At 63.8% G+C, this 24,109-nt stretch carries 28 protein-coding genes and 2 tRNA genes; 7 read left to right on the forward strand and 23 right to left on the reverse strand.

Annotated elements, in window-relative coordinates:
- From ACGYK4_RS08305 to ACGYK4_RS08315, 3 genes are all read right to left on the reverse strand, one after another.
- Complete coding sequence (locus ACGYK4_RS08305) at positions 1–243, reverse strand: exodeoxyribonuclease VII small subunit (RefSeq protein WP_067264990.1); 243 nt, start codon at positions 241–243, stop codon at positions 1–3.
- 109 nt (positions 244–352) lie between these two features.
- A complete protein-coding gene (locus tag ACGYK4_RS08310) occupies positions 353–1,054 on the reverse strand; it encodes a response regulator (RefSeq protein WP_394455975.1) in 702 nt (233 codons plus the stop codon).
- Positions 1,051–1,563, reverse strand: coding sequence for a MarR family winged helix-turn-helix transcriptional regulator (locus ACGYK4_RS08315; RefSeq protein WP_394455977.1), 513 nt, complete (start codon positions 1,561–1,563; stop codon positions 1,051–1,053). The genes ACGYK4_RS08310 and ACGYK4_RS08315 overlap by 4 nt, the downstream gene beginning before the upstream one ends.
- Before the next feature lie 171 nt (positions 1,564–1,734).
- Between ACGYK4_RS08315 and ACGYK4_RS08320 the strand changes: the two genes are divergently transcribed.
- Positions 1,735–2,604, forward strand: a complete 870-nt coding sequence (locus tag ACGYK4_RS08320; protein ID WP_394455978.1) for a branched-chain amino acid aminotransferase — start codon at positions 1,735–1,737, stop codon at positions 2,602–2,604.
- Here the strand turns inward: ACGYK4_RS08320 and ACGYK4_RS08325 are convergent.
- From ACGYK4_RS08325 to ACGYK4_RS08360, 8 genes are all read right to left on the reverse strand, one after another.
- Entirely contained in the window at positions 2,601–3,368 is a 768-nt protein-coding gene (locus tag ACGYK4_RS08325) for a LamB/YcsF family protein (protein ID WP_394430587.1), read from the reverse strand. The two genes, ACGYK4_RS08320 and ACGYK4_RS08325, sit on opposite strands and share 4 nt — an antisense overlap.
- On the reverse strand, positions 3,365–4,396 hold the full coding sequence (locus tag ACGYK4_RS08330; RefSeq protein ID WP_394430589.1) for a biotin-dependent carboxyltransferase family protein: 1,032 nt from the start codon (positions 4,394–4,396) through the stop codon (positions 3,365–3,367). The genes ACGYK4_RS08325 and ACGYK4_RS08330 overlap by 4 nt, the downstream gene beginning before the upstream one ends.
- On the reverse strand, positions 4,393–5,121 hold the full coding sequence (locus tag ACGYK4_RS08335) for an allophanate hydrolase subunit 1 (protein WP_394455979.1): 729 nt from the start codon (positions 5,119–5,121) through the stop codon (positions 4,393–4,395). The genes ACGYK4_RS08330 and ACGYK4_RS08335 overlap by 4 nt, the downstream gene beginning before the upstream one ends.
- Positions 5,114–6,049, reverse strand: a complete 936-nt coding sequence (locus ACGYK4_RS08340; RefSeq protein WP_394455980.1) for a hypothetical protein — start codon at positions 6,047–6,049, stop codon at positions 5,114–5,116. Before ACGYK4_RS08340 ends, ACGYK4_RS08335 begins: the two co-directional genes overlap by 8 nt.
- Positions 6,050–6,061: 12 nt before the next feature.
- On the reverse strand, positions 6,062–7,372 hold the full coding sequence (locus ACGYK4_RS08345) for a TRAP transporter large permease (RefSeq protein WP_394430595.1): 1,311 nt from the start codon (positions 7,370–7,372) through the stop codon (positions 6,062–6,064).
- A gap of 4 nt (positions 7,373–7,376) precedes the next feature.
- Entirely contained in the window at positions 7,377–7,901 is a 525-nt protein-coding gene (locus ACGYK4_RS08350) for a TRAP transporter small permease (RefSeq protein WP_394455983.1), read from the reverse strand.
- Positions 7,902–7,977: 76 nt separating this feature from the next.
- Positions 7,978–8,967 (reverse strand): TRAP transporter substrate-binding protein, encoded by a 990-nt coding sequence (locus ACGYK4_RS08355; protein WP_271688759.1) that lies wholly within the window; start codon positions 8,965–8,967, stop codon positions 7,978–7,980.
- Positions 8,968–9,005: 38 nt separating this feature from the next.
- Complete coding sequence (locus ACGYK4_RS08360; protein ID WP_394455984.1) at positions 9,006–10,349, reverse strand: NAD(P)/FAD-dependent oxidoreductase; 1,344 nt, start codon at positions 10,347–10,349, stop codon at positions 9,006–9,008.
- 62 nt (positions 10,350–10,411) lie between these two features.
- Between ACGYK4_RS08360 and ACGYK4_RS08365 the strand changes: the two genes are divergently transcribed.
- Entirely contained in the window at positions 10,412–11,107 is a 696-nt protein-coding gene (locus ACGYK4_RS08365) for an aspartate/glutamate racemase family protein (RefSeq protein ID WP_394455986.1), read from the forward strand.
- On the opposite strand, the gene ACGYK4_RS08370 is transcribed toward ACGYK4_RS08365, so the two are convergent.
- Positions 11,104–12,318, reverse strand: coding sequence for a winged helix-turn-helix domain-containing protein (locus tag ACGYK4_RS08370; protein WP_394455987.1), 1,215 nt, complete (start codon positions 12,316–12,318; stop codon positions 11,104–11,106). The two genes, ACGYK4_RS08365 and ACGYK4_RS08370, sit on opposite strands and share 4 nt — an antisense overlap.
- Positions 12,315–13,352 carry a LacI family DNA-binding transcriptional regulator gene (locus tag ACGYK4_RS08375; protein WP_394430604.1) on the reverse strand — a complete coding sequence of 346 codons (1,038 nt, stop codon included), beginning with the start codon at positions 13,350–13,352 and terminating at the stop codon, positions 12,315–12,317. The genes ACGYK4_RS08370 and ACGYK4_RS08375 overlap by 4 nt, the downstream gene beginning before the upstream one ends.
- 147 nt (positions 13,353–13,499) lie before the next feature.
- Between ACGYK4_RS08375 and ACGYK4_RS08380 the strand changes: the two genes are divergently transcribed.
- A tRNA-Arg gene (locus ACGYK4_RS08380) sits at positions 13,500–13,576 on the forward strand.
- Positions 13,577–13,682: 106 nt separating this feature from the next.
- A complete protein-coding gene (locus tag ACGYK4_RS08385; RefSeq protein ID WP_394455989.1) occupies positions 13,683–13,955 on the forward strand; it encodes a hypothetical protein in 273 nt (90 codons plus the stop codon).
- 45 nt (positions 13,956–14,000) lie between these two features.
- Here ACGYK4_RS08385 and ACGYK4_RS08390 read toward each other — a convergent pair whose 3' ends face one another.
- The 5 genes from ACGYK4_RS08390 to queC form a co-directional block, all read right to left on the reverse strand.
- Positions 14,001–14,666 (reverse strand): L,D-transpeptidase, encoded by a 666-nt coding sequence (locus tag ACGYK4_RS08390; protein ID WP_394409554.1) that lies wholly within the window; start codon positions 14,664–14,666, stop codon positions 14,001–14,003.
- Positions 14,667–14,876: 210 nt separating this feature from the next.
- Entirely contained in the window at positions 14,877–15,341 is a 465-nt protein-coding gene (gene queF / locus ACGYK4_RS08395; RefSeq protein WP_271692815.1) for a preQ(1) synthase, read from the reverse strand.
- A gap of 14 nt (positions 15,342–15,355) precedes the next feature.
- Positions 15,356–16,063 carry a 7-carboxy-7-deazaguanine synthase QueE gene (gene queE, locus ACGYK4_RS08400; RefSeq protein WP_394449537.1) on the reverse strand — a complete coding sequence of 236 codons (708 nt, stop codon included), beginning with the start codon at positions 16,061–16,063 and terminating at the stop codon, positions 15,356–15,358.
- Positions 16,060–16,413 carry a 6-carboxytetrahydropterin synthase QueD gene (queD, locus tag ACGYK4_RS08405; RefSeq protein WP_394430639.1) on the reverse strand — a complete coding sequence of 118 codons (354 nt, stop codon included), beginning with the start codon at positions 16,411–16,413 and terminating at the stop codon, positions 16,060–16,062. Before queD ends, queE begins: the two co-directional genes overlap by 4 nt.
- On the reverse strand, positions 16,413–17,114 hold the full coding sequence (gene queC, locus ACGYK4_RS08410) for a 7-cyano-7-deazaguanine synthase QueC (protein WP_394455991.1): 702 nt from the start codon (positions 17,112–17,114) through the stop codon (positions 16,413–16,415). Before queC ends, queD begins: the two co-directional genes overlap by 1 nt.
- 213 nt (positions 17,115–17,327) lie before the next feature.
- Here queC and ACGYK4_RS08415 point away from each other — a divergent pair, with 213 nt between their 5' ends.
- Complete coding sequence (locus ACGYK4_RS08415) at positions 17,328–18,725, forward strand: sensor histidine kinase (protein WP_394455993.1); 1,398 nt, start codon at positions 17,328–17,330, stop codon at positions 18,723–18,725.
- A gap of 127 nt (positions 18,726–18,852) precedes the next feature.
- Positions 18,853–19,611 (forward strand): MauE/DoxX family redox-associated membrane protein, encoded by a 759-nt coding sequence (locus tag ACGYK4_RS08420; RefSeq protein WP_394455994.1) that lies wholly within the window; start codon positions 18,853–18,855, stop codon positions 19,609–19,611.
- A 54-nt stretch (positions 19,612–19,665) separates the two neighbouring features.
- On the opposite strand, the gene ACGYK4_RS08425 is transcribed toward ACGYK4_RS08420, so the two are convergent.
- The 5 genes from ACGYK4_RS08425 to leuD all read right to left on the reverse strand — a co-directional run bounded on the left by ACGYK4_RS08425 (position 19,666) and on the right by leuD (position 23,810).
- Positions 19,666–19,742 (reverse strand) — tRNA-Pro (locus ACGYK4_RS08425).
- A gap of 189 nt (positions 19,743–19,931) precedes the next feature.
- On the reverse strand, positions 19,932–21,038 hold the full coding sequence (leuB, locus tag ACGYK4_RS08430) for a 3-isopropylmalate dehydrogenase (protein WP_394455995.1): 1,107 nt from the start codon (positions 21,036–21,038) through the stop codon (positions 19,932–19,934).
- Between the two features lie 69 nt (positions 21,039–21,107).
- A complete protein-coding gene (locus ACGYK4_RS08435) occupies positions 21,108–22,073 on the reverse strand; it encodes an endonuclease/exonuclease/phosphatase family protein (protein ID WP_394455997.1) in 966 nt (321 codons plus the stop codon).
- 23 nt (positions 22,074–22,096) lie between these two features.
- Positions 22,097–22,927: a hypothetical protein gene (locus ACGYK4_RS08440; protein ID WP_394455998.1), complete on the reverse strand. Its 831-nt coding sequence runs from the start codon at positions 22,925–22,927 to the stop codon at positions 22,097–22,099.
- Positions 22,928–23,204: 277 nt separating this feature from the next.
- The gene (leuD, locus tag ACGYK4_RS08445) at positions 23,205–23,810 is read right to left on the reverse strand and encodes a 3-isopropylmalate dehydratase small subunit (protein WP_067268508.1); all 606 of its coding nucleotides are present in this window, start codon (positions 23,808–23,810) and stop codon (positions 23,205–23,207) included.
- A gap of 80 nt (positions 23,811–23,890) precedes the next feature.
- Here leuD and ACGYK4_RS08450 point away from each other — a divergent pair, with 80 nt between their 5' ends.
- The gene (locus tag ACGYK4_RS08450; RefSeq protein ID WP_394456000.1) at positions 23,891–24,106 is read left to right on the forward strand and encodes a DUF2945 domain-containing protein; all 216 of its coding nucleotides are present in this window, start codon (positions 23,891–23,893) and stop codon (positions 24,104–24,106) included.
- Positions 24,107–24,109: the final 3 nt, after the last annotated feature.

Consider the following 24,109-nt stretch of genomic DNA (forward strand, 5'->3'; position numbering starts at 1 on the left):
TCAAAGCCCTTCGACGGGTTTCAGCCCATTCGGGTTGCCATCGCCGTCAAGCGTGATCGCGGCGACCTTCTCTTCGGCCTCTTTCAGCTTGGTCTCGCAGCGCGCCTTAAGCTTGGCCCCGCGTTCGTAAAGCGCGATGCTTTCGTCCAATGCGACATTGCCGTTTTCAAGCTGGCCCAAGACTTTCTCAAGCTCAGCCATGGCGGTCTCAAAGTTCATCTCTTCTACGGGTGTGTCGGACATTGCGCGCCTCGTTGTCGGAATTTCGCGCGACAATAGAACTTCGCGCCGCGCATTGCCAGCGGGCTTGCGTGATGAATTTTACCGGCCCGTTTGAGCAGGCGGGGCGGGGTCAGTCCGGGGCCAGCATATAGCCCGCGCCGCGCACGGTTTGCAGGTATTGCGGCTGTTTCGGGTCGCTCTCGATCTTGCGGCGCAGGCGGGTGATTTGAACATCGACCGCGCGTTCCTGCGCTTGGCCCCGGTCGCGGCCCAACTCTTCGACCAGTTTGGACCGGCTGAGCGCGACACCGGGCTGCGCGGCGAAAATCTTCATCAGCTGCACTTCGGTCGCGGTGAGGCGCACCAGATCGTCGCCCTGCCACATCTCACCCCGCTCCATGTCATAGCGGATCACGCCGAGCGACAGCACTTTTGGCGCGGTGTCGGCAGCAGAGGTGTCGGGCATCCGCCGCAGGATGGCGTTGATGCGCAGCAGCAGTTCCTTCGGCTCGAAGGGTTTGGGCAGGTAGTCATCCGCCCCGGCCTCAAGACCTTCGATGCGGTTGTCGGTCTCGCCCTTGGCAGTCAGTAACAGGATTGGGGTTTGCAGGGTTTCGCGCAAAGATCGGGTCAACGCCATGCCGTCTTCGCCGGGCATCATCACGTCAAGCACGATGAGGTCGAATTCCAACCCCGCCAGCACCCGCCGCGCATGGGCCGCATCGCGGGCCGTGCTGACCAAAAAGCCGTTCCGCATCAGGAATTTCTTCAACAGGCTGCGAATCCGCTCATCGTCGTCGACGACCAGCAGGTGCGGGTCGAGATCGTTCATGGGGCGCTTTCGCGCAGCCGGTCAAAGCTTTGGCGCATTTCGGGGTCCATCATGGCCTCCAATACCGTTCTGAAACCGGCCACGGCTTCGGGTCCGGCGGTGCGAAAGGCCAGCCGCATGCGCGCGCGCTGAGCGTCTGATAGCTCCTGTTCCAGCTTGCGACCCTCGTCGGTCAGGAACAGATGCCGCTCGCGCTTGTCATTGCGGCCAACCTTGCTCTGTACCAGACCATCGGCGATCAACGTGCGCAAGACACGGTTGAGCGATTGTTTCGTGACCCCAAGGATATTGAGCAGGTTGTTCACCGTCGTACCCGGGGCGCGGTTGATGAAGTGGACGGCGCGGTGATGCGCGCGGCCATAGGCCATATCGGCCAGAATCCGGTCAGGATCGGCGGTGAATCCGCGATAGGCAAAGAACATCGCCTCGATCCCCTGCCGCAGTTGTTCGTCCGTCAAAAACAGCAGGCTGTCGCCGCTGCTAGGGGCCATCATGCGCCCGTCAGCCATAGTGTGTCTCATTCTCTCTCGGGCCTGTTGAGGATCAGTTTACGTCAGCGTTGTTGACATTCCAATAGTGAAAGGCTATCGAATCTCGTGTTTTGCGCAATTAAATGTCTGCATCTGCCGATTGTTGCGCAATTTTTGAAAAGATAGCGCGTCATTTGGAGGGGAAACACCATGGCAGGCGGATATGACAACCGGGATGGGCACATCTGGATGGATGGCGAAATGGTGGATTGGCGCGAGGCCAATGTCCATATCCTCACCCATGCGCTGCACTATGCGTCTTCGGTGTTCGAGGGCGAGCGCGCCTACAACGGCAAGATCTTCAAAAGCCGCGAGCACTCTGAGCGTCTCAAGCGGTCGGCGGAGATGATCGATTTCGAGATCCCCTACACGATTGATGAAATCGAAGCCGCCAAGGCCGAAGTCCTCGCCGCCTCTGGTCTGCAAGACGCCTATGTGCGTGCGGTCGCTTGGCGTGGTGTGGGCGAAGACATGGGTGTCGCCTCGGCCCGCAACCCGGTCCGCATGGCCATCGCGGCTTGGGAATGGGGTGCCTATTACGGCGACGCCAAGATGAAGGGCGCCAAGCTCGACATCTCCAAATGGAAGCGCCCCTCGCCCGAGACGATCCCGAGCCATGCCAAAGCGGCGGGTCTCTATATGATCTGCACCATGTCCAAACATGCGGCCGAGGCGAAGGGCTGCTCGGACGCGATGATGTATGACTACCGCGGCTATGTGGCCGAAGCGACAGGCGCGAATATCTTCTTCGTCAAGGATGGCGAAGTGCACACGCCGACGCCCGATTGCTTCCTCAACGGCATCACCCGGCAGACCGTGATCGACATGCTGCGCGAGAAAAACATCAAGGTCCACGAGCGCCACATCATGCCCGAGGAACTGGAAGGTTTCGAGCAGTGCTGGCTGACCGGCACCGCCGCCGAAGTGACCCCGGTCGGCCAGATCGGCGACTGGCATTTCGAGGTCGGCGCGCTGACGCGTGAGATCGCCTTGGACTATGAAAAGCTGGTGCGCAGCTAAACGCTGCCGCTGAACTTTGCCAAAGTTACGCCGCCGTCCTGCAAACCCTTGCGGACGGCGGTTGCAATTTGAACGGCCTCTGCGGTGTCGCCATGGAGGCAGATCGTGTCGATCCGGGTGGGAATGTGCTTGCCGCTCTCGGTGATGATCGCGCCTGCCTTGACCATCTCCACCATCCGCGCCGCTGCCGTTTCCGCATCATGGATCACCGCACCGGGCTTGCTGCGGTCGACCAGCGTCGCATCGTCGTTATAGGCGCGGTCGGCGAAAATCTCTCCGGCCCATTTGCAGCCCAGTGATTTCACCGCCCGTTCCTGCGCCGTGGCGGCCAGCACCATGACGATGAGGTCGGGCGCCACGCTCAGCGCCGCCTCATAGAGGTCGCGGGCCAGTTCCTCATCCTCAGACGCCATATTCGCCAGCGCCCCGTGCAGTTTCAGGTGGCGTACCTCAGCGCCGACGCTGCGTGCCATGCCGACGCTCGCGGCGACCTGATAGCGGATCTGGTTCTGCAAGGTGCCGCGCGGCACCGAGAGGCGGTTGCGGCCAAAACCGGCGAGGTCCATGAACCCCGGATGCGCGCCGATGCCGACGCCGTTTTCATCGGCCATGCGCATCGTCCCCGCCATGACGTCGGCGTCGCCCGCATGCCCGCCACAGGCGATATTGGCCGAGGTCACGACGCGCAGAAGCGCCGCGTCGTCGCCCATTTTCCAAGGGCCAAAGCTTTCGCCCATGTCGGCGTTGAGATCGACGGTTGTCATGTCTGCTCCTTCTCGAAGGGGTCGGCGGTGGCCGAAACCACGCCGGAGATCAGTTGATAGCCCAAGAGGTCACGGATGCGCGCCGGATCGCGCAACAGCGGTTGGCGGCGCTTGGGCAGGGCAGCAAGGTCAGCGCGGTGGCGCGTCTCGGCGGCCAGCGCTTCGTCGAGGTCGACGAACGCGAAGTGCAGCGCAGCACCCGGCTGCGCCTGCGCCACGATCGGCAGGTCGCAGGGGATCACCGTGCCGATGCGGGGGTAGCCGCCGGTGGTCTGGCATTCGCACATCAGCACGAAAGGGGCGCCGTCGCCGGTGATCTGGATGTCACCGGGGGTGATGACTTCGGACACGATGGTCAACTGCCCGCCGGTGGCGAAACCTTCGCCGTCATGATCCATCCGTGCGCCCATCCGGTTGGCGCGCGGATCACGGCGAAAGGTGGTTTCGGTGAACCGCTGGCGGGTTGCCTCGTCGAAGGCATCGGTCTGCATGGAGGCCACGATGCGCACCCGCTCGGCCCCGAATCGGCTGTCGCGGGGCAGGGTGAGGTTCGCCTCGCCGCCCTTATCGACCCCTAGCGGCAGGGTCTCACCACTTTGCAGCAGCGCGCCGATGCCAGCGGCCAGATGGCTGGCGCGGGCATTCATCACCGGCGCCACGTCAAACCCGCCGCCGACATGGAGGTAGCCATAGGCCCCGTCCCGCGCGCCGCCGATGGTCAGCTTGGCCCTGGCGGGCAGGAGGTGGCTGGCGTTCCAGGCGACCGGCTCGCCGTCGATGCTCACCTGCATCTGCGCCCCGGTCAGGGCGATGCGGGTGTCCTGATCGACCTCGAAACTGCCGCCGCTCCCGGCCATCTCAAGCGCGGCGCTGTCGGGATCTTGCCCCAGCAGGGCGGCCCCTTCGTGCAGGGAGGTCGGGTCCGCCGCGCCGCCATGGGTTAGGCCAACGGCGCGATAGCCGGTGCGACCAAGGTCTTGGATGGTCATGGCCGGACCGGCTTGAAGGATGGTCAGCGTGCCGCTCATGTCAGCGCCTCCCGCTCCGCGCCGCCGGTGGGGTCGTCGGCGATGCGGTCGAACTCTTGCCGGGTGATGGATGGGAAGATCAACTCATCGCCCGGGGACAGCGGAAAGGGCATATCGCTGCCGGGGCGGAAGGTGCGAAAGGCGGTTTGCCCGATGTGCCGCCAGCCGGTGGGGGAGGCATTGGTGAAGATGATCAACTGCCGGATCGCCGCGACCAGCGACCCCGGCGGCACCGATTTGGTCAGCCCCTGCTGGCGCGGAATGTCCCAATGCGGGGGCAGTTCGCCCATATAGGGCTGGCCGGGGGCGAAGCCGATGGTCAGCACCCGGACCCGCGCCTGTGACAGTTCCGCAATGGCCGCGTCGGGGTCGAGGCCCGCGGCCGCGGCGGCCTCCTCCAACTGCGGTGCGAGGTCGGTGCTATAGACCGTGGGCACATGCCACAGGCTGCGCCCGGCGGGAAGGGCTTCGGCGAACCAGTCGCGGGTTTCGAGCAGGTCGCGCAAGCGGTCGGTCATGGTGGCGATGGCCTCTTGAGAGACTTCGAACTGCACGAAGGTCGACACCAGCGAGGTGCTCGTCTCACTCACCTCGGGCCAGTCCTGTTCCTCCACCGCCGCGCGAAAGGCGAGGGCGGCGCGGTTGGCGGGTTCGGACATCTTCTCGGCAAAGGTGACCAATAGGCCGGAGAGGCCGACACTGCGGATGCGGGGCCAGTCAGTCATTGCGAAGCATCCTTTCGTAAAGGCGCGGCAGCAGCACCGGGGTCAGATACATCGGCAGTTGCCAGCAGCCGATAAAGATCATCAGCGGCGCGATGACCTCCGCAGGCAGCGCCACGAGAAACAGCGCGATATTGCGGTTGCCCGCACCGATCGCCAGTGGTCCGGCCACGGCGCGCAGCGGGCCGCGCCGGGTCAGCAGCAATGTGCCCGCCTGCAACAGATAGCTTAGGGCGAAGGCCAGCAGCGTCCAGCCCGCCACGGCCCATGGATCGCTGCGCAGCGCCGGGTCCAGCGCCGCCATCAACCCCACCACGATGACCGAGAAGGCGAGCACCGATGCGCCATCCAGCGCCTCGGTCTGGCGCGGGGTGGGATGGGGCCGTAAGACATGGCGCAGGGCAAAGCCCAGCCCCGTCGCGCCAAGGATCACCGCCAAGAGCCGCAGGGCGGCGAGGGCGATTTCCGAGGCCGGGCCGAGTTGCGGCAGGGCCGCCAGCACCGGCAGGACGGTCAGCGGAAAAGCAGCGGTGCCCAGCACCATGAGCTGCATCATCCGCCCCGCGTCGAGCCGCATGAGCAGCGCGAGGTTCACGCTGCCCGTCAGCGCCGGGGCCGCCGCGGCAAGCGTCACGGCCAATGCCGCAGGGGTCTGCCCCAGCCCGGCCAGCACGAAGCCCGCCAGCAGCAACAGGGGCAGCAGCGTCTGCAAGGCCAGCACCGAGGCCAGCCCCCAGATGAGATCGCGCACTGCACCAAGGGCCGCGCGGTGCCCGATCCTGAGCGCGGTGATCGTCAGCAGGGCCGCCACCATCTGCGGCAACCACCCGGCCAGCGCCGCCGCAAGGCTGGGCAGGGCCAGCCCCGCCAGCAGCCCGACGATCAGGCAGGCCCGCGCATGGCGCGAGGCCAGTCTCAGCATATAGCGCATGGCCCTTCACCGCTAAACCGGTGCGCTGCGCAGGTTTTCGGGCAGCCATGTCGCCACCTCGGGGAACCAGATCAGCACGAAGACCATAAAGACCATGATCGCGAACATCGGCAGCGCGGCCTTGGTGATATAGCCCATCTCGTGATTGGTCATGCCTTGCAGCACGAAGAGGTTGAAGCCAATCGGCGGGGTGATCTGCGCCATTTCGACGACCACGACCACGAAGATACCGAACCAAATCAGATCGATGCCCGCGCCGCGCACCATTGGCTCGACCACCGCCATGGTCAGCACGACCGAGGAGATGCCGTCGAGGAACATGCCCAGCACGATGTAGAAGACCAAGAGCGCCATCAGAAGCTCGAAGCGCGACAGCTCCATCGCCGCGATCCCGTCGGCCAGCGCGCGGGGCAGACCGGTGAAGCCCATCGACAGTTTCAGGAAGGCCGCGCCCGCAAGGATCAGTGCGATCATCGCAGAGGTGCGCATCGCCCCCATCAGGCTCTCGCGGAAGCTGTGCCAGTTCAGCGAGCCTTGGAATAGCGCCAGCGTGAGGGAGCCGATGACGCCGATGGCCGCCGCCTCGGTCGCCGTGGCAAAGCCGAGGTACATGGACCCGATCACGACCGTGATCAGCGCAAAGACCGGCAGCAAGAAACGCGAGTTGCGCAGCTTTTCGCCAAAGCTCATCCCGGTCTCCGCATCGGGGTTCCAATCCTTCGACAGCATGCTGGTGACGGCGACATAGCCCATGAACATCAGCGCCAGCAGCAGGCCGGGCAGGACGCCCGCGAAGAAGAGTTTGGTGATGCTTTCGTTCACCGTTACGCCGTAGACGATCAGCGCCAGCGACGGCGGGATCATCAGCCCCAGCGTGGCCGCACCTGCAAGCGTGCCGATGATCATCTTTTCAGGATAGTTGCGCGCGCGCAGTTCGGGGATCGACATCTTGCCCACGGTGGTCAGCGTCGCGGCGGAAGAGCCCGACACGGCGGCAAAGACCGTGCAGCCGACGATATTGGTATGCACCAGCCCGCCCGGCAGTTTCGCCAGCCAAGGCGACAGTCCGCGGAACATGTCTTGCGATAGCCGCGTCCGGTAAAGGATTTCGCCCATCCAGACAAAGAGCGGCAGCGCGGTCAGCGTCCAGCTTGAGGAACTGGCCCAGATCGTGGTGATCATGGCGTCGCCCACGGGGCGGGTGGTGAAAAGCTCCATCCCGACCCAGGCCACGCCCATCAGGGCGAGGCCGACCCAGACACCGGTGCCGAGCAGGAAGAAGAGAACGATCAGAAACAGGGTAATGGCATAGATCTCGGTCATGGCGTCATTCCCCGAAGCTTTGATCGACTAGGTCACGGGTGACGCGGTGGTCGCCCTTGAAGATGAGGTGCAAAAGATTGTCTGTCAGCGCGATGGCAAGGATGCCGCCGCCGATCACCATGACGGATTGGGGTATCCACAGCGCGGTGGCGTCTTGGTCTTGGCTGACTTCGTGGAACTTCCACGACCAGTAGACGAACCAATAGGCGTAGTAAGTGAAATACCACGCCACCGCCGCCGCCACGGCGAAACACCAGATATCCAGCAGCCGCTTTCCGCCCGCGCTCAGCGCGTTAAGCAGGATCGACACGCGGATATGCGAGCCGCGGTTGAGCGCATTGGCGAAGGCAAGGAAGCTGGCCCCGGCCATGGCATAGCCCGCATAGCTGGCAGCGCCCGGAAAGACATTGCCGGTCCAACGGGCGACCATCTGGGCCACGATCAAGGTAAGGATGGCTACCAGACAGAGCGCGGCAAGCGCCCCCGCCCCGGTATATAGCCCGTCCAATAGTTTGCGCAGCGCCTTCATGCGGCTCTCCCTCCGTCAAATCATGCCCGGGCATGAGAACGGCGGCCCGGGTGACGGGCCGCCGCAGGTTTCGTGATTATTGCATCGCCTTGTAGTCGTCGACGATCGCCTGACCGTCTTCGCCCGCGGCTTCGAGCCATTCTTGCGTCATGGTCTCACCCACCTCACGCAGGCCCGACATCAGCTCTTCGCTGGCCGGTTCCACGTTCATGCCGCCTTCGCGCAGCCCGTCATAGGTGAACTGGGTGTAGTCCTTGGACGCTTGCAGGCCACGCTCTTCGGCCTCGGTCGCGCAGGTGGTGATCGCCTCTTTGTTCGCGTCCGAGACCTCGGCCCAAACATCGGCGTTGATCATCACATAGTTGCGCGGCAACCATGCGTCGACTTCGTAGAAATGCGTCAGGCTCTCCCAGACCTTCTGATCATAGCCGGTGGCGCCCGAAGAAATCATCGACTCTGCCACACCCGTGGCGAAGGCTTGGCTGACTTCGGCGGCCTCAATGGTGACGGGCGACATGCCGGTCAATTCAGCCAGACGCGCGGTGGTGTTGTTGTAAGAGCGGAACTTCACGCCCTTCATGTCCTCGACCGAGTCGACTTCTTTTTTGAAGTAGAGCCCTTGGGGCGGCCATGGCACGTTATAAAGCAGGACAAGGTTCTGCTCTTCCAGAACGGATTCAACCTTGGGCTTGGCGGCTTCCCAAAGCTGGGCGCTCGCCTCGAAAGAGGGCGCGAGGAAGGGGATGGAATCAAAGCCGAAGACCGCGTTCTCGTTCTGGTGGCCGGAGAGCAGGCGCTCGCCCAGTTGGACCTGCCCGGTCTGGATCGCGCGCTTGATGTCCGCGCCAGCAAAGAGGGCGCCGCCCGGGTGCACGGTGATCTCGATCTCGCCGCCGGTCTTCTCGCCCACGCATTCGGCGAATTGCACACCGTTCTCGGAGTGAAAGTTCGAGGCCGAATAGGCCATCGGCATGTCCCATTTCTCGGCCGCGAAGGCGGGCATGGCGGTGCCCAGCGTCAGGGCGGTCATCGCCGCGCCGGCCATCAGTCTTGCTGTCAGTGTCATATGGTTTCTCCCTTGTTGTTGCAGTCCCACGCTTGGCGTCATCCGTCGAAGCGTTGGGGGTGATACGGGGTCAGATCCGTGTTTGGCGTCTGCCCCGTGATCAATCCGGCGATCAGTCGGCCCGTTTTCGGACCGCCCGTCAACCCGATGTGATGGTGCCCGAAGGCGGTGTAGACCCGGCTTGTCCCGATCTGCCCGATCAGGGGCAGCGAGTCGCTGGGGGCGGGTCGGTGCCCCAGCCATTCGATCTCTTCCTTGGCGGTGAGATGGGGAAAGGCGGCCTTGGCCTGACGGCGCAGCAGCGCCAGTGGGGCTTTGGACGCGCCCGCTTCCAACCCGCCGAACTCGACGATCCCGGCACAGCGCAGCCCTTCGGCCATGGGCGTGGCGACGAATTTGCCCGCCGCCATCATGGTGGGGCGCGATGGGCCGCCCTCGGCATCCTTGAAGACGATGTGGTAGCCGCGTTCGGATTCCAGCGGCACGTTGATCCCCAGTTTGCGCATGAGCGGTTTCGACCAGACACCAGTCGCCAGCAGCACGTCATCGCAGGGCAGGGAGCCTTGATCGGTGAGGACCGAAGTGACTTCTTCGTCGGTGATCGCCACGTCCTGCACCCCGGCCTGTCGGATGGTGCCGCCCATCCCCTCGAAGGCTTTGGCCAGCGCCCGGACATAGCCGCCGGGGTCGGCGATGAAACCGTGGTCGGCCAGCCGTGCGATGCAGGTGATCTGTGGGCCATAGGCCGGGTCGAATTCCCTAACCGCGCCGCCTTCGATGATTTCCGGCTCGAAACCCGCCTCGCGGCGCAGCGCCCAGGTGTAGGCCTCAGCCTCAAAGGCAGCGCGATTGGTATAGGCAAAGCAATAGTCGCTGTCGCGGACCCAGTCCTCCAGCCCCAGATCGGCGCAGAGGGCTTTGTGCTGCGCCACGCTGTCGCTCACGATGGGCACCAGCCCGGCAGAGATGCGGCGGGTGTCGCGGTCATTGGCGTGGGCCATGTAGCGGCGCAGCCATGGCAGCAGGCGGGGCAGATAGGGCCAGCGCAGGAACAGCGGGAACTCAGGGTCGCGCAGCATCCCCGGTGATTTGCGCAGCAGGCCCGGCCCGGTCACCGGCGCGACGCCCGCCGCCGCCAGCACGCCGCCATTGCCATGCGAGGTGCCGCGCCCCGGCTCGGCCCGGTCGACGAGCGTTACCGCCGCCCCGGCGCGGCGCAGCCAGATCGCGGCAGAGACGCCGACGATTCCGGCGCCGATAACGACGACATGCTGGCTCATGGGTGGCGGCTTTCGATTTCGCGTTGAGTCATAGCTTGTTTCCTTTGGGGCATCTTTTACACAAAAAATCACCACGTCAACAAAATGCTGATAAAATGTCATCGTTAGACTTTCGCTTGTCTCGCCCTGCCCGCAAAGGCACCCTGCGCCCAAACGGAGGGCATATGACAAACGAGACGGGCGCGCGGCTGGGAATCCTCATGCTGGACACGCGGTTTCCCCGCATTCTGGGGGATGTCGGCCATGCGGGCAGTTGGGATTTCCCGGTGCGCTATGCGGTGGTGCCCGGGGCCACGCCTGAAGCGATCGTGTGCGACGATATCGACCCCTTCGTGCAGGCTTTCATCGCCGCGGGGCGCGACTTGATCGCCGAAGGCTGCACCGGCATTGCCACCACCTGCGGGTTCTTGGCGCTGATCCGGCCTCGCCTCGCCGAAGCGCTGGGCGTGCCCGTTGCCGCCTCGGCGTTGGAGCAGGCGGGGCAGATCGCGGCCTGCCTGCCGCTGGGGCAAAGGGTCGGCATCTTGACGATCTCCGCCGCCACGCTTTCGCCCGCCCATCTGCGCGCGGCGGGGGTGCCCGAGGGCAGCCCGGTGGTGGGGACGGAGGGCAGCGGCTTCGCCCGAACGATCCTCGGCAATCTGCCCGACCTCGACGTGGCGCAGGCGCGGGCCGAGATGGTGCAGGCGGCGCAGCGGTTGGTGGAGGCCCACGCGGATGTCGGGGCGATCCTTTTGGAATGCACCAACATGGTGCCATATGCTACGGATATCGCGGCGGCGACCGGGCGGCCCGTGCACTCGATCCACAGCTATCTCAACTGGTTTCACGCAGGGTTGCTGCCGCCCCGTTTCGGCTAATGCGGCAGGCGCAGCCAGCCGTCGGTGAAGCTGACCTGGCGCACCCCAGCCAGCGGGAGGAGGCGGTGCAGCTCTGCCTCGAAGGCCGCTTGCCGCCCCTTGCCCCAGCGAACCCCGCGTTCGGGCCAGAGCGCGGTGACGCGCAAGACGTCCAGATCGCGATGCGCCTTCATATCGACCCGTCCCACCAACCTGTCGCCCTGTAGCAGCGGGAAGACATAATAGCCGTATTCGCGCTGCGCCTCGGGCACGAAGACCTCGATCCGGTAGTCGAAACCGAAAAGCCGGGCGGCGCGTTTGCGGTCGCGCAGGGCGGGGTCGAAGGGGCTAAGCACCCGGAGCCGTTTGGGCGGTTCGCGGGTAAGGGCGGGGTCATCGGCCCAGCCGGGGCGGGCAAAGGCAGGGCGCAGGCTGCCGTCGGCGGCCTCAATGTCGATCTCCTCCAGCCGCCCCGCGGCTTGTTCTGCCGCGCACCAGCCGCGCGCCTCGGCGGGGGAGATATGGGCCCAGAAGGCGGCCAATTCCCCTGCCGTGGCAAAACCCAAGCGCGCCAGCGCCTGATCGCAGCACCAGTCGATCGTCTGCTCTATGTCGGGGGCATGCGCCGGGTCACGCAGCGCGGCGGGCACCACCCGCTCGGTCAGGTCATAGCGCTTGCGAAACCCCTCGCGCCCGGTCACGGCCAGCGCGCCGCTGCGCCACAGATACTCCAGCGCGGTTTTCGACGGATGCCATTGCCACCAGCCCCCGCTGCTGCGCGGCTCGCCCCGGCCCACGTCGGATGAGGTGACGCTGCCCTCGGCCCGGACCTGCGCGAGCACGTTTTGCATCTGTGTTTCGAAGTCGTGCCGCTGCCAATCCTTCCAGCGGCCCAGCAACTTGGCCGCATCGCGGGTTCGGCGCAGATGCCATTGCGGATAGAATCCCATCGGGATGACGGCGGCGTCATGGGTCCAATGCTCAAAGAGCGCCCGGTCTTTTTCATAAAGCCGCTTGAGCGCAGCGGGGCGATAGCGCGGACGGCGGGCGAACAGGATCAGATCATGCGCCCGCGCCACCGTGTTGATGCTGTCGAGTTGCACAAAACCCAGATCATGGATCAGCTTGAGCAGTGCCGCGCCCTTGGCCGGGCCCTGCGGCGGGTCGGACAGCAGGTGACGCGCCAGAAACAACCGCCGCGCGGCGGCATTGGCGAGCCTTGGGCGGCTCACCCCTGACGACGGCGGCGCAGGGTATCGCCGAGTGACAGCGTCGGGGTCAGGGTGACCTGGGTTTGCATCTCAAGGTCCGGCTCGGGCTGGGTCTGGTTCAGGATGATCCGCGCGGCGGCCTGGCCGATCTCGTTCCGGCAAGCGTCCATCGTCGCCAATTGACGCGGCAGACCTTGCAGCAGCTCGACGTTGTTGAACCCGGCAAGGCCGATCTGACCGGGAATGTCGATGCCTTGGTCGATCAGATGCAGCAGCCCGCCCGCACCGATCATGTCGTTGGAGTAATAGAGGAAATCAAGGTCGGGCGAGCGTTCGAGCATCTCTTGCGTCATCTCGCGCCCCTTGGCCAGCGCGGAGCCGCCGGAGTAAAAGGCCCGGTCTTCGATCTCGACCCCCGCCTTGGCGAGCCCTTCGGTAAAACCTTCAAACCGTTTGCGCGCGCGGTGGTCGAGGGGCATTTTCGTGCCCATGAAGCCAATCCGCTCATAGCCCTCGCGCAGGATCGCCTGTGCCATCTCGCGCCCGGCGCGGCGGTGGGAGATCCCCACCATCGCATCGACAGGTTTGCCATCGGTGTCCATGATCTCGACCACCGGAATGCCCGCATTGCGCAACATGGCGCGGGTGGCGTCGGAATGCTCCAACCCCGCGATGATCACCCCCGAGGGCCGCCATGAGAGCATCTCATAAAGCACCCGCTCTTCCTTCTCGGGCAGGTAGTCCGTCACCCCCACCACCGGCTGCAGCGGCGTGTCTTCGAGCACTTGGTTGATGCCGTTCAGAACTTCGGGGAACACCATATTGCCCAGCGAAGGGATCACGACCGCCACAAGGTTCACGCGCTGGCTGGCCAGCGATCCGGCGATCTGGTTGGGCACATAGCCAAGCGCCTTGGCGGCGGCGAGAACACGGTTGCGGGTGGCCTCCGACACGTCGCCGCGTTTGCGCAGGACGCGGCTGACCGTCATCTCGGAAACGCCGCAAGCATCGGACACATCACGGAGGGTCAACGGGCGTTTGGGGGGTGTGGTCAATTTGGTTTTCCTGTTTGCCTCACCCATAGGTAGCGCGAAGCGGGAGGCGCGATCAAGCATTGCCGCAGCCCTGCTGCGAGGCGCAGTCATTCGGTTGCCAATCTGCCGATGACATCGCCAGACGCTTGCGTTAAACCCAAGCCTGTCGGCCCCGTGGCTCAACTGGATAGAGCAGCCCCCTCCTAAGGGGCAGGTTGCAGGTTCGAATCCTGCCGGGGTCGCCATTCGGCGCGTAGGGCGCTGCCGACCATCCTCACCCCCTTGTGCCTTGAAATCCCCATCCGGTCTGTCAGATTGCCCCGGATATAATCAGGAATGGCAGAGGCTTTGATGAAAACAGGAACTTTTGTGATCGGGGCGGCCTTGCTGGCCGTTGCGGGGTGTACGGTGCCGGCGAGTGGGCCGCAGGGCGGCTCGGCCCGCATGGGCAATCTGCCGGAGGCGGTGGTGAGCCTTGCCGCGCCGAACCAAGATCTGTCGACGGCGCGGTTGCTGCCGGAGGATGGCTGCTATTGGTATCAGCACAACGGCCCGGTCGAGACGACGCTGGTGCCGCTGCGGGCGGTAGGCGGCAAGCCGATCTGCACCAAACGCCAAGCCTGACATAGAAACGGGGGCTGCCAAGCGGCCCCCGTTATTCGTTCCAGCTTAGCTGCTGGCGACAACGCTTTCTTCCGCCGAGTAGAGATAGGCCGTCGAGCCGGTCTGCACATTCGGGTAGAGCTGGTTGATATGCGCCATGATCATCCGCACACAGCCTGAGCTTGCCCGGCCGCCGATGCTCTGCGGCTGCGGGGTGCCGTGGATGCGCAGATAGGTGTCGCGGTTCCCTTCAAAGAGGTAAAGCGCCCGCGAGCCGAGGGGGTTTTCAGGGCCGGGCGGCACGCCGTCTTCAAGGCCCGCGTAAAGCTCGGGATCGCGCTTGATCATGTTTTGGGTGGGCGTCCAATGCGGCCATTGCACCTTGCGTTTGATCGTATAGGTGCCCGGCTCATAAAGATTGCCACGCGCGATCGCCACGCCGTAGCGCATGGCGGTTCCGCCCTCTTCGATATGATAGATATAGCGCGCCACCGCATCGACGTGGATGTCGCCGACGCGCAGGTTGTCATTCGCCACGACGCGCTGCGGCAAGAAGCGCGGGTGGACGCCCCAAGGGTTGCTCGTCGCCGGGTCAAAGCCCGCCGGGGTGACCTGCGCATCCCAAGCGGCCTTCTCTGCCGCGCTTGGGCGCGTGCGGGCCATCAGGGGGGTGGCAATCGCGCTGGAAAATAGCGCCGTGGTGGTCTGAATGAAATGACGTCTTGTCAGCATGTGGTCGCTCCGTGGTTGACCTCTCTGCGCGGGGCAGGGTCGTATGCGTGTATGAGAGACTAACGGCCTTTCTCCGCTGGAGGTTCAAGGAAGAAGACGGTTGCTGAAGATATTGTGATCTAAAACACACGGTTTTCACCGAAAAAACGGGGCGCGGGCGGGTGGGCGCGCGCCCCGAATGCTGCGGGGTAGGAGGTAGGAAGGGCTTGGTCAGCCGCGCCCGCGGTAGGGCGGCACCCCTTGATCGGGGATCCAGACGCCCTCGGGCAGGGGGCCGGTTTGCCAGAAGACGTCGATGGGAATGCCGCCGCGCGGATACCAATAGCCGCCGATCCGCAGCCATTGCGGGGCAAGGAACTCGGCCAACCGTCGGGCGATGGAGATGGTGCAATCCTCATGAAAGGCGCCGTGATTGCGGAAGGAGGTCAGAAACAGCTTGAGCGATTTCGATTCCACCAGCCACGGGCCGGGCACATAGTCGATCACCAGATGGGCAAAGTCGGGCTGGCCGGTCATCGGGCAAAGCGAGGTGAACTCCGGCGCGGTGAAGCGCACGTTATAGGCCACATCGGCCTGCGGGTTCGGCACACGCTCAAGCTCGGCCTCTTCGGGGCTGGCGGGGATGCGGGTTTCCCCGCCGAGCTGTTTAAGATTGCTGTAGATGTCGTCGGACATGGGGTCTCCATCGGTCAGACGCCGCGCTTGTTGCCCCAGATCAGGACATGAAGCTGCGGCAGGATACGGGGGGCGAACCAGTGATCGGTCATGGCAAGCTCGGTTAGCCAGCCCAAACGGTCGGCCAGCGCCTGCGGGTCCACCGGCGTGGCGGGGTCGACCTCGGGGTTGCCGGGTTGAAGGTAGAGCGGGATATCGAGGTGATGGGCATGCACTTCGCGCGCCCAATGGTAGTCGATCTCGTCGAAGATCACGATCTTCATCACCTGCTGCCGCGCCTGCGCGCCGAGGGTCCGGCAGGCGTCGAATGCGTCCCAGTCGACACGCTCACCGCTTGATGGCGGCTTGGGGGAGAGCACAAGCGTATCGAGATCGGCAAACCATGGCCGCGCGATGGAGCCTTGGGTCTCACAGGCGAAGCGATAGCCCGCGGCCTTGCCCATGCGGATCAGCGGGCCGAAATCCTGTATCGCCGGGTTGCCGCCCGAGAGGGAGACGGTCAGCGGTTGGTCCTTGGAAAGCTTGCGGATCCGGCGCCAGATGTCCTCGGTCGACATGGGGGTCCAGCTATGGCGGTACTGGCTGTCGACGGCATGCAGGCTGTCGCACCAGCTGCACCGATAGTCACAGCCGCCCGCGCGGACGAATACCGTCGGCTCCCCGATCAGCGCGCCTTCGCCCTGAATGGTGGGGCCGAAAATCTCGGCAATGCGCAGGGTCATGGCCGGTATTCCGCCCATGTTTTCGGGGTCTCGCTGACCAGCACGGCAGAGGTCTCGGGCCAGCGGGCGGCGCACCAGTCGTGGAAATGTTTCGCCATGTTCTCGGCGGTGGAGGGGCCGTCCAGCACATCGTTCAGATGCCGGTGGTCGAAGTGATCGTCGATATAGGTCTTGAGCGGTTTCAAGTCGTGGTAATCGCGCACGAAACCATCGGTATTGAGCGTCTCCGCGGCCAGTTCGACCACAACGATGTAGTTGTGCCCATGCAGCCGCGCGCATTGATGATCGTCGGGCAGGTGGCCCAACTGGTGGCTGGCGGAGAAGTGGAATTCCTTGCGAATACGGAACATCAGCCTTTCCCCTGCGCGGCAAGGGCCGTGGTCCAATAGTCGGGGTCGGCGTAGACGGTCGGGTCTGTGACCTCGGCCAGATGAAAGGCTTCGCGCCGCTCGACACAGGTGCCGCAGCGCCCGCAATGGACCGCGCCGCCCTTGTAGCAGGACCACGTCTCAGCGAAGGGCGTGCCATGCTGCGCGCCTTGGCGGACGATCTCGGCCTTGCTGTGCTCGACAAAGGGCGTGTGCAGCCGCACATCGGCATAGCCGTCGAGCGCGGTCTGCTGCATCGCATCGAAGGCGCGGGTGAAACTGGGGCGGCAGTCGGGATAGATGAAGTGATCGCCGCCATGCACGGCGGTGGCCACGGCCTCATCCCCCTGCGCGGCGGCAATGCCAAAGCCGATGGACAGCATGATCGCATTGCGGTTCGGCACGACGGTGATCTTCATCGTGTCTTCGGCGTAATGCCCATCGGGCACGTCGATATCGTCGGTCAGGGCGGAACCCGATAGCGCCGCACCGATCCCGCGCATGTCGATCAGGTGAAACGGCACGCCCAGCCGTTCGGCCGCCGCCCGGGCGAAATCGACCTCTTTGCGGTGACGCTGGCCATAGTCGAAGGAGACGAGCCGGGTGAGGTGATGCACCTCGGCGGTGATATGCGCAAGCGACACGGAATCGAGTCCGCCTGAGCAGATGACAAGTGTTTTCATTTTGGGGCCCTTGTTTTGATGTCCGGGTAGGCTGCGACCGGATGGCGGGGCTTATTTCAGAATTTGCGCGGATTGCAAGCCTCACGCGCGGGCGGGCAGCCGCCGCAGAGGCAGGAGGGTTTCCGCCAAAACCCGATAAAATAAGGATTTTGGCCTTAACGATTAAACCTAAGTTAACTTTAGACAATGCCGAATTCGCGCTATGGTGGGGCTATGTTGAAAAGCACCCAAAGCGTCACGCTCGACGCCAGCCATTATGAATTGATCGAGGCGATGACCGATGAGGTGGTCATTCTTGACGCCACCGGCAAGATTGTCGCGGTCAATATGGCGTGGAAACTGTTTTGCGAAGAGAACGGCGGCGACGCGGGAACGCATTACGTCGGGGCCAATTACTTTGACATCTGCGAAGCGGCGGCCATGGGTGCCGTGGTGCAGGCGGAAACGGTTCTGGAGGGGCTGCGCCAAGCGCTGAAAACCGGGACTTCCTTCGAGGGGGAATACCCCTGCGATGGGCCGGGGGTGCGGCGCTGGTTTCAACTCAACGCCAACCGCTTGACGATCCAAGGCGCGCCTTGCCTGCTGTTGCAGCACCGCAATGTCACGACGCGCCGCATGGCGCATGACGATATCGAACGTGCCCATGTGCAGGCGGAAACCTTTGCCGCCCTCGTGGCCACCACGGGCGAAGCGATCCTGACCTATGACATGGAAGGCCGCATCATCAGCTGGAATCCAGCAGCCGAGCGGCTCTACGGCTATACGGAAGAGGAAGCTTTGGGCCAGTCGGTCGAGCTGTTGTATCCACCGGATTGGCCGACGCGGGTGCTTGAGTATCGCGATCAGATCATGGCCGGCAAGCTGCGCCAGTTCAATGCGGTGCGCGTGGCCAAGGACGGCACCGAGCGCCATGTCACCATCGCCTGCACGCCCATTCGGACACTTTCGGGGGATATCGTCTCGATCTCGAACATCCACCATGATGTGACCGCGACGCGCAAGGCCGAAGAGGTGCGCGATCTCGTCTCGCGTGAGGTCATCCACCGGGCCAAGAACATGCTCTCTCTGGTCACAGCGATGCAGCGGCAGACGGCGAGTTCGGCGGCCTCTCTCGCGGAGTTCAACAAGTCTTTCGGGGCCCGTATTCAGGCGCTGGCCCGGTCCACCGATTTGCTGGTCGATGGCGGCTGGTCTTCCGTGGACCTGGCCGAACTGGTGCGCGCGCAGTTGGACCCGTTTTTGCATTTGCAGGCCAAGGCGGTGGATGTGGATGGCCCCTCTGTCGCTTTGGGACCGCAGGCGTTGCAACTGATCGGTATGGCGCTGCATGAGCTGGCGACGAATTCCACGAAATACGGGGTGATGAGCGACGGCTGCGGCGATATCCAATGCCACTGGTCCCATACCGAAAAGGGCGGGCTGCGTTTCCAGTGGATCGAGACCGGCATCACCATTGACCCCTCTGCCAAGAAAGCCACCGGTTTCGGGAGCAAGGTTCTGTCTGTATTGGCTCCCGCGATGGTCAATGGCGCGGCGGAAACCGTGACCAGCGCAAACGCCCTGACTTGGACCGTCACGATCCCTGCCGCGCATATGGGTAAACTGGCCTGAGCGGCGGCGCGCTGCCGCGCTGCGCAGGGTTGCCGGTTGACCTAAATCACCCCGTTGCGGAACTCTCCTGCGCTGGAAACTTGTTCCTCCTTTGAGATGTCGTTTGAAAAGGCAAAAGGAGGCTAGGATGGCCGAAGGGCAGGGCAAGACCGCGAAACTCTACCGGATGGTGATGGAGCAACACCTCTGTCCCTTCGGGTTGAAATCGAAAGACCTGCTGGAGCGGCAGGGCTACCACGTCGAAGATCACCACCTTACGACCCGCGAAGAGACCGATGCCTTCAGGGCGAAAGAGGGTGTGGAGACCACGCCGCAAACCTTTATCGAGGGGGAGCGGATCGGCGGCTACGACGATCTGCGCGTGCATTTCGGTTTAGACAAGCCCAAGGAAGAGCAATCGGACACCAGCTATCAGCCCGCTATCGCTATTTTCGGTGTGGCCTTCCTGATGGCACTGGGGCTCTCTTGGTATGCATTCGGCAGCATCTTCACACTTCGGGCCTTTGAGTGGTTCATCTCGATCTCCATGTGTTTCCTCGCCGTTCAAAAGTTGCAGGACATTGAGAGCTTCTCGACGATGTTTCTGAACTACGACCTGCTGGCCCAGCGGTGGGTGCCCTATGGCAAGGTCTATCCGTTCGGGGAGGCGCTGGCGGGTATTTTGATGACCGCCGGGGCGCTGACCTGGCTCTCGGCCCCCGTGGCGATCGTGATCGGCGCAATTGGCGCGGTTTCGGTCATCAAGGCGGTCTATGTCGACAAACGTGAATTGAAATGTGCCTGCGTCGGCGGGTCGAGCAATGTGCCGCTTGGGTTCGTCTCGCTTACCGAGAACGTCATGATGCTGGGCATGGGGGTCTGGATGCTGCTCAAGGTCTACGGCTGAGTGGAGCAGAGCGATCCGAGTTTCTGGCTTTGGGAGCTGTGGGGGGGGGGTATCTGGTCGGGCTGAGAGGATTCGAACCTCCGACCCCCTGCTCCCGAAGCAGGTGCGCTACCAGGCTGCGCTACAGCCCGACCGATGTGCAGCGCAATAGCGCAGCTTGGCGGGTTTGGCAATTGGTCAGTTGCAGGGATTTTGCGTGGCGTTTGGGGGAAGCGGGGGGAATTGGGGGCGCTGCCCCCGCAGCCTGCGGCTGCTCCCCCGAGGGTATTTGAGAAAGGATGAAGGGAAGGGGGCGGGGCGTGAAACCCCGCCTTGGTTTCTTATAGGCTGGCGTTGAGGGCCTTGAGGATGGCATCGCCCATTTCCTCGGTCGTGATGGGGGTGCCGCCTTCGGGGCCCATCAAGTCGGGGGTGCGGGCGCCATCGGCCAGCGCGCGTTCGACGGCTTTTTCCAGACGGGCGGCTTCTTCGCCTTGGTCGAAGGAATAACGCAGCGCCATGGCGAAGCTGAGGATACAGGCGATTGGGTTGGCCTTGCCTTGGCCCGCGATGTCGGGGGCGGAGCCGTGGACCGGCTCGTAGAGGGCCTTGGGGCGGCCACCGGCATTAGGCGCGCCGAGGCTGGCGGAGGGCAGCATGCCGAGGCTGCCGGTCAGCATGGCGGCGCAGTCGCTGAGGATGTCGCCGAAGAGGTTGTCGGTGACGATCACGTCGAACTGCTTGGGTGCGCGCACGAGCTGCATGGCGCCGTTGTCGGCATACATGTGGCTGAGTTCGACATCCGGGTATTCGGCATCGCGCACCCGTTGGGTGACTTCGCGCCACAGGATGCCGCTTTCCATGACGTTGGCTTTCTCCATGGAGCAGACTTTGTTGCCGCGGCGGCGGGCGAGTTCAAAAGCGGAGCGGGCGACGCGCTCGATCTCGCTTTCGGTGTAGCGCTGCGTGTTGATGCCGACGCGTTCGTTGCCTTCCTCGAAGATGCCGCGCGGCTCACCGAAATAGACGCCGGAGGTGAGTTCGCGCACGATCATGATGTCGAGGCCCGCGACCACGTCTTTTTTCAGCGAGGAGAAATCGGCAAGCGCGTCAAAGCATTGTGCCGGGCGCAGGTTGGAGAAGAGGTCCATTTCCTTGCGCAGGCGGAGCAGGCCGCGTTCTGGTTTCACGGAGAAGTCGAGGTCGTCGTATTTCGGGCCGCCCACGGCGCCCAGCAGCACGGCGTCGACTTCGAGGGCGCGGGCCATCGTGTCATCATGCAGCGGGGTGCCGTGTTTGTCATAGGCCGCGCCGCCGACCAGATCATGCTCTACGTCGAAGGCCAGATCGCGCTTTTCGCCGAACCAGTCGATGATGCGCGTGACCTGCGCCATGACCTCGGGGCCGATGCCGTCGCCGGGGAGGATGAGCAAGGATGGGTTGGCCATGGGAAACTCCTGAAAATACGGTTGGAGATTGGGTAGCCTGCGGGTTCCGGAGGGTCAAGATAGGGGGCGTCAGCGGGTGAGGTCGACCCAGAGGAGGGCATGGCGGCTGGCGCTTTCGCCCTTGGGCCAGATGAGGCCAGCGTCACTGACTTCCCAGTCGCGCGAGGGCAGGATGTAGTCGACGCGCATCGGGCCGGTTTGGGACCAGTTGACTGTGGGACGGTGCGGCAGGGGGTCTTGTAGCGCAGGATGGGAGAGGAGGGCGGCAATGGCTTCGCCGCGCCCGTCGCCGCGCTGCGGGTCGAGATTGGCGTCTCCCAGCAGGACGAAGGGGGGTGTCGGGGGCGTGCCGATCTTTCCGGCGAGGTGGTGGAGCCAGAAGGTGGTTTCGTCATGGTTGCGGCGGCCATTGCGGTCTTCGGGGCCGTCGAAGACCGGCGGGGTGGCGTGGTAGGTCAGCAGCGTGACGGGGCCCTCCGGGGTTTGGATCGGCAGGGACCAGTGGCCGTTGGAGGAGAGGCGCTGCGCGGCGTGGGCCTCAACCCCCGCGAAGGGGGCGCCGTCGATCATCGGGTAGAGTGTATCGGGGAGGTCGCGCCAGAGGAGGGTGCTGAAATCTTGGAACTCGGCCTCTCGGATCGGGTGGCGTGAGAGGATCGCCATGGCGCCTTGGCCGAAGAAGCGGCCATAGCCTTGGGCGTCACGGGGGGTGCCGAGCTTGCCGTCACCGTCGAGGTCGACGCCGCTTTGGCGGCCTGCATTGGGCGGTGCGGCGAAGCGGTGGGGATAGGGCGCGCCCGCGGCGGAGAGGGCATCGGCGAGGGCATTGAGGGCGGCCTGTTCGAGATCGTAGTCGATGCCTTGTAGCGCGATGATATCGGGATCGGCGCTGGTGATGGTTTCGATCACGGAGGCGACGGCGGGATCGTCCCCGCGTAGGATATCGCGCAGGAGCAGGCCCGGCCCTTTGCGCGACAATTCTGTGTTGAAGGTGGCGATACGCAGCGGTTCGGCCTGCGCGGTGCCGGTCAGCAAGAGCAGCGCCAGCAGAAAGCGGATCAGGCGGCCTGCATATGCGCTTCGGCGTAGGCGCGGCGGCGTTTGTCGTGGATCATCTCGGCCACCCGCCCCATGGCGATGCCGCGCATGATCATACTGGCCGGAAGGAATGCCCATGCGCTTATTGTCCAGATCATGGTTTGATGATTGCTCAGTGAGATCGGATCTAGCAGATCGGCGGTGGCCTTGACCACTGCGGGGATGAAGAAGGGCAGAAGGAAGCCAAGCGCGATGTTGATCCGCGCGTCCCGTTGCAGCCGGTAGAGCACATCGCCCCCAGCGGTTGGATCGAAAAGTGGCAGGTTCACCCAGACGTTAAAAGCGCCTTGGCGTGCGGGCCAGCCCATGACACGCACCAGCACCACGAAGGTCGCCAATGCGATGAGCGAGACCAGATAGGCCAGACCCGCCGCTGTGCGGATCAGGTTGACCGCCTCGAGAGGGGCGTCGGCGGGCATCATCAGCACCACAAGACGCACCGGGGAATAGGGGAAATCAAGCGCATTGCCCAGTATCGTGCCAAGCGCGGTGAGCGCGCCGGTCAGCAGGGTGGGGGTCGTTTGGCCCCGCGCGATAAGCGACAGGACGAGGATCGTGAAGAGCAGGCTGATGAAGCGGAGCCGATTGAAAGGCGGCGCGTCGCGAAATTCGACGATGCCGGGCTGGCGGGCGTTGTATTCCATGAAGGTCAGGATCGCCGCGATACAGGCGAGCAGCACGGTGATCTGGCTGGATTCCGCATCGGCCCCCGGCAAGAGAAGCGCCGGGATGGCAATCAATAGCGCCACCAATAGGCCACGCGTCGCCGCGCCTGTCATTCGTCCGATCACTGCTCTGCCCTTTCAAACTGGCCAGCCGCGATACGATGCCGCGTGCTTGTTCCAACTTGATGCCCCCGGTTGATGGGGTGTGCCTCATTATGGTCCAATTTTTGCCTTCTTTCCGCACATGCCTCAAGGCTCCGCGAAGAGAAGAGCAGGATACTGGGGTATTTTGAGGGAGGGGGTGGTGCCTTCTTGCATCAATTCCGTGGCGGTTTGATGGCAGGCGGCAACATCTTGTGGGCGCGCGGTTTGCGCCCACAAGTTTGATCATGCAGGCCGGGCGTTAGACCCAAGGGCGGCTTTGGCCCAGCGAATCCTCGTAGCTGTCGATGGCGGCACCTTTTTCGAGCGTGAGGCCGATGTCGTCCAGCCCGTTGAGAAGGCAGTGCTTTTTAAAGGCGTCCACTTCGAAGGGGAATGTCTCACCATCTGAGGTGGTCACGGTCTGGCCTTCCAGATCGATGGTCATCCGCGCGTTCGATCCCTTTTCGGCGTCTTTCATCAGCACGTCGACCTGCTCTTGCGGCAGGGCGATGGGCAGGATGCCGTTCTTGAAGCAGTTGTTGTAAAAGATGTCGGCGAAGCTGGGTGCGATGACGCAGCGGATGCCGAAATCAAGGATCGCCCAAGGTGCGTGTTCGCGCGACGATCCGCAGCCGAAGTTGTCGCCCGCCACGAGGATCTGCGCGTCGCGATATTGCGGTTGGTTCAGCACGAAATCGGGGATTTCGTTGCCTTCGCGGTCATAGCGCATTTCGTCGAACAGGTTCACGCCAAGGCCGGAGCGTTTGATCGTCTTGAGAAAGACCTTGGGGATGATCATGTCGGTGTCGATGTTCACCAGCGGCATGGGAGCCGCGGTGCCGGTGATTTCTGTAAACTTTTCCATCGGGGTATCCTTCGGAGAATGCGGGAACCGCGCCGCCTGACGGCGCGTTCTAGGCAAATGGTATATCAGGAGGGCATGGCATGTCGTACCAAACCTGCACGAAGGTGGAATGGGACTGGGGCAATGGCACCGGGACCGGCAAGATCGTCAAGAAATACACGCAGAAGATCACCCTGAAGCTGCAGGGCAGCGAGGTGACCCGCAAGGCGAGCGATGACGAGCCGGCCTATAAGATCGAACAGGACGACGGCAGCGAAGTGCTGAAGTCCGGCAGCGAGCTGCGCAAGGCCGACTGAGCC

Source organism: Sulfitobacter sp. 1A13368, assembly GCF_043557275.1.
GTDB lineage: Bacteria > Pseudomonadota > Alphaproteobacteria > Rhodobacterales > Rhodobacteraceae > Sulfitobacter > Sulfitobacter faviae.